At 37.5% G+C, this 4,535-nt stretch carries 4 protein-coding genes; 1 reads left to right on the top strand and 3 read right to left on the bottom strand.

What is annotated here, in order from left to right:
- The 3 genes from B2X72_RS18550 to B2X72_RS18540 form a co-directional block, all read right to left on the bottom strand.
- On the bottom strand, positions 1-725 hold a 725-nt coding region (locus tag B2X72_RS18550), incomplete at its 3' end, for an adenylosuccinate synthetase (protein WP_286851002.1).
- A 128-nt stretch (positions 726-853) separates the two neighbouring features.
- Complete coding sequence (locus B2X72_RS18545; RefSeq protein WP_075992626.1) at positions 854-1,345, bottom strand: Fur family transcriptional regulator; 492 nt, start codon at positions 1,343-1,345, stop codon at positions 854-856.
- Between the two features lie 110 nt (positions 1,346-1,455).
- On the bottom strand, positions 1,456-3,675 hold the full coding sequence (locus tag B2X72_RS18540) for a RelA/SpoT family protein (protein WP_070564136.1): 2,220 nt from the start codon (positions 3,673-3,675) through the stop codon (positions 1,456-1,458).
- Between the two features lie 151 nt (positions 3,676-3,826).
- On the opposite strand from B2X72_RS18540, the gene B2X72_RS18535 reads away from it, so the two are divergent.
- Positions 3,827-4,459, top strand: a complete 633-nt coding sequence (locus B2X72_RS18535) for a DUF4294 domain-containing protein (RefSeq protein WP_088161561.1) — start codon at positions 3,827-3,829, stop codon at positions 4,457-4,459.
- The last annotated feature ends 76 nt before the right edge of the window (positions 4,460-4,535 follow it).

The raw sequence follows: 4,535 nt of genomic DNA, 5'->3' as shown, positions 1-4,535 counted from the left end.
CGCTCTTCCGATCTAAATGGATAAGAACCAAAATCAACATCCAAAAGCGTACCTTGAGCCCCCTCAGCTAACACACGTTTGCCTTCTTTCAGATATTGATTCACCAAATGCTCTGAATCCACATGCGGGATAGATTTAATGAATTCGATTGCATCTAAAAATGCTTTCTCTTTTTCACTGAAATCAGGTATTTCACCATAGTGCGAAAGAATACTTAGATGTTTTTCTTTCAACTTTTGGTAACGCTCTTGAAAATCTGGAAGTGTTGTATCACCTACACGCAAACCATTTCTACCGGTTTTATCCATGTAAGTTGGACCAATACCTTTCAGAGTGGATCCAATTTTTCCTGCACCCATTTTTGATTCTGAGGCAGCATCCAATAATTGGTGTGTCGGCAGAATAAGGTGTGCTTTACGCGCTAAAACCAAATTGCCTTTACCCACCGGATCAAAACCAGCTGTCTTAAGGTTGTCTAACTCTCTTTTTAAGATAATCGGATCGATAACGACACCATTACCAATAAGATTTAGTGTACCTTCATTGAAGATACCAGATGGAATTGTGTTGAGTACGAATTTCTTGTTATCGAATTCCAACGTGTGTCCGGCGTTAGGGCCGCCTTGGAAACGAGCGATTAAATCGTATTTTGGACAAAATACGTCTACGATTTTACCTTTACCCTCGTCACCCCATTGTAAGCCCAAAAGCACATCAACTTGCATAGCTTTTAAAGTATAGTAATTAAAATGTTATTAATAAAAATAGACTCTATTTAAAAATAAAATGTTCAGGAATTTTTCCCCTGAACATTCCTGAACAAATGTACTATTATATTTAAGAAAATATAAGATTAATTTGAAATAGCTTCGTGAGCGACGGCCTCTTCTTTTTTGTTCTTAAGTTGACAGTCTTGACATACACCATACAAATTGAGTGAGTGGTGCTTAATGTCAAATTTTAAAAGATCTCCCATGAGACTCTGAATTTGGTTGATACGTGGATCACAGAATTCAACAACCTTATTACATTCAATACAGATCACGTGATCGTGTTGTTTGAACCCGTAAGACTTCTCAAATTGTGCCATGTTCCTTCCAAATTGGTGTTTTGTAACCAAATCACAAGAGACCAAAAGTTCTAGGGTATTATAAACTGTAGCACGACTGACACGATATTTCTTGTTCTTCATATGAATATACAAAGACTCTACATCAAAGTGATCAGTACGTGAATAAATCTCTTCCAAAATCGCATAGCGCTCTGGTGTTTTTCTTAGATTTTTATTTTCTAAGTAGGCTTCAAAGATTTTTTTTACAGTTGCAAAATTTTCAGCTTGATTCATAGTAAAAATATTCTTGTACAAATTTACCAATTAAGATTGATATTTCCTCTATTAAAAATAGTGCTTAATAGTAGTCGCCTTAGCGAAATTTTCAATCCAACACTTGGTTATTAATTTTCCGATTCATATCGATTGACACCTGTTATCCCTCTGACTTGCTTTAAATTTCTCATCAAACTTTCAAGCTGAGCAGTATCATTCACATAGACCATAATATTACCATCAAAAATACCTTCGTTACTTGAAATTGACAAGGACCGAATATTAACAGCAAATTCTTGCGAAATAACAGTTGTAAGCTTATTTACTAATCCAACATCATCTATGCCAACGATATGTAAACCTGTCAAAAATGCAGAATCTTTTGTAGAAGCCCAACGTGCTTTTAAAATTCTATAGCCATAATTTGCCATCAGCTTGGAAGCATTTGGACAGCTCGTACGGTGAATTTTTATACCATCATTTACGGTCAAAAATCCAAAGACATCATCACCAGGGATAGGATTACAACAGGGCGCTAGGGTATAATCGACTTTCTGCATATCGTCCCCGATTAAGATCGTGTCGAATTCCTTCTTATTTATCTTTTCAACTAGTCCACCTATGTGGGTATTAAATTGATTTCCTGATGAAGAACTTACATTAATTTCAACTGCTTTTTCATGCGCGACATATTCTCTCAGTTGCCTGATATCAACAATTCCCTTAGCAACATTGTAGAAAAGATCCTGCGAACTGGGGTATTTTAAAAAATTGGCAATTTTGTTAATATTATCCGTATTATAGGTAACTTTTAGCGATTTCAACTTACGTTCCAAAATCTCTTTCCCATCCTCCGCAACTCTTCTCTTTTCCTCTTTTAGAGAAGATCTGATTTTGGATTTGGCTTTTGCAGTCACAACAAAATTCAACCAATCCTCCTTAGGTGACTGCTTGCTTGATGTAATAATCTCTACCTGATCCCCATTTTGCAAAATATGACTTAAAGGAACGAGTTTGTGATTTACTTTGGCGCCAATACAACTTGCCCCAATATCAGAGTGGATCTCAAAGGCAAAATCTAAAGCAGTGGCATTGTTGGGTAGTTGAATCAGTGTTCCTTTGGGAGTGAATATAAAAATCTCATCGGAGAAAAGATTCATCTTAAAATCATCCACAAAATCCATCGCATTCTGATCCGGACTACTTAAGACATCGCGCACCTTTTTGATCCATTGATCCAGGCCGGAATCGGAATTTGATTCTTTATACTTCCAATGTGCTGCGAACCCTTTTTCCGCAATTTCATTCATCCGTTTAGTTCGAATCTGAACTTCGACCCATTGCCCTTTAGGCCCCATTACCGTAGTATGTAAAGACTCATAACCATTCCCTTTTGGAGACGAAATCCAATCCCGAAGACGGTCGGGGTTAGGGCGATACAAATCTGTGACAATAGAATAGACTTTCCAACATTCGGTCTTTTCTTTCTCATCCACAGCATCTATTACAATACGTATAGCAAACAAATCATAAACCTCCTCAAAAGGAATCGATTTTTTTCGCATCTTATTCCAAATAGAGTGGATTGATTTAGGTCGTCCAAATACGGACGCCTTAATACCCTGTTCCTCCAATATCTCTTTGATGGGACCAATAAAATCGCCTATAAATTTTTCGCGCTCGGCTTTTTTCTCATTCAGTTTTCGAGCGATAAATTTATAGGTATCCGGATCGGTAAATTTCATCGAGAGATCTTCCAATTCAGATTTTATCGCATACAGCCCAAGACGATGCGCTAATGGTGCATAAAGGTAACTTGTCTCCGAAGCAATCTTCAACTGCTTATCCCTGGCCATAAATTCCATGGTGCGCATATTGTGCAACCGATCTGCCAATTTAATGAGAATTACACGAACATCGTCAGCCAGTGTGAGCAACATTTTCCTGAAATTCTCCGCTTGCATGGAACTATTTGGATCAAAAATCCCTGAAATCTTGGTAAGCCCATCGATAATTCGGCGAACTTTCTTACCAAACATTTCTTCAATTTCATCCAATGTAACATTGGTATCTTCAACTACATCATGGAGCAAGGCGCATACAATAGATGTTGTTCCTAAGCCAATCTCTTCAGCAGCAATCTGGGCAACAGCAATAGGGTGATAGATATAAGGCTCTCCTGATTTGCGTCGCATCTCTTTATGACTATCCAATGCTAAATCAAATGCCTTTCGGATCTCCTGCTTGTCTCCGCGTTGTAAAGTTGGCTTACAAGCGCGCAACAATGCACGGTAACGTTTCCTAATCTCTTTGTTTTCTGCTTCAATATCAATCACATAATCTTTCATAAACGTTGCAGGTAAATGATGTTTTTTGAGTAAATTTGTGTAATTTAGTTAATGTATTCTTGAATACTATTTTCAAGCTAACTTATTTTGTAATAAATCTACCAAAATATTATAGCATTGACAAATTAAAAAGCGTTATATAATTGCCCAAATGAAGACAATATTATTTTGTTTGCTTTTCCTCACAGGGACTTTGTCCGTATGGGCACAGTCTCAATCACTCACTCTTCCTTTATACGGAGAAGGTGCGCAGGAGACCGTAAACAGTTATATGACAACAACCTTGGCAAACGGAGAGGTGTTACCCTGGTTTCCGATTCCAGAGGTCACTGTCGTGGCCAAAAGAACCTGGTCAAGTGAAGAAGCACGAAGAGAATATCTCCGCTTTAGAAGAAATGTTCTAAAGGTTCTTCCTTATGCGATATATGCGCAAAAAAGATATGATCAGCTAGACAGAGATCTCGCGCTGACTTCGGATAAAAAGGAACATAAAGCATTGGTTGAAAAATGTGAAAGTGACGTAAAACAGATGTTTGACCGAGAAATCAAAAATATGACTATTTCACAAGGCAAAATACTCATTAAATTGATCGATCGTTATACGGGACATACTGGCTATGAAATGGTAAAGGAAATGAAAGGTGGGATTTCCGCTTTTTTCTATCAGGGAGTTGCGAAAATATTCGGTCACAACCTAAAGTCAACTTATGACCCAAAAGAAGACTTTGCCATTGAAAATATCATTAGGGAATTCGAAAAGTCGAGACCTCAACCTGTCATGTGACCAATCAAACCAAAACCAGATGAAAACAGTATACGACTTTGACGCACTTCAGTTTAACGGTAAAAAAAAATCCCTC

The organism is Sphingobacterium sp. UBA7253 (genome assembly GCF_002472745.1).
Taxonomy (GTDB): Bacteria; Bacteroidota; Bacteroidia; order Sphingobacteriales; family Sphingobacteriaceae; genus Sphingobacterium; species Sphingobacterium siyangense.
The sequence above is the reverse complement of the archived record's forward strand: the minus strand, read 5'-3'. Positions and strand labels throughout refer to the sequence as shown.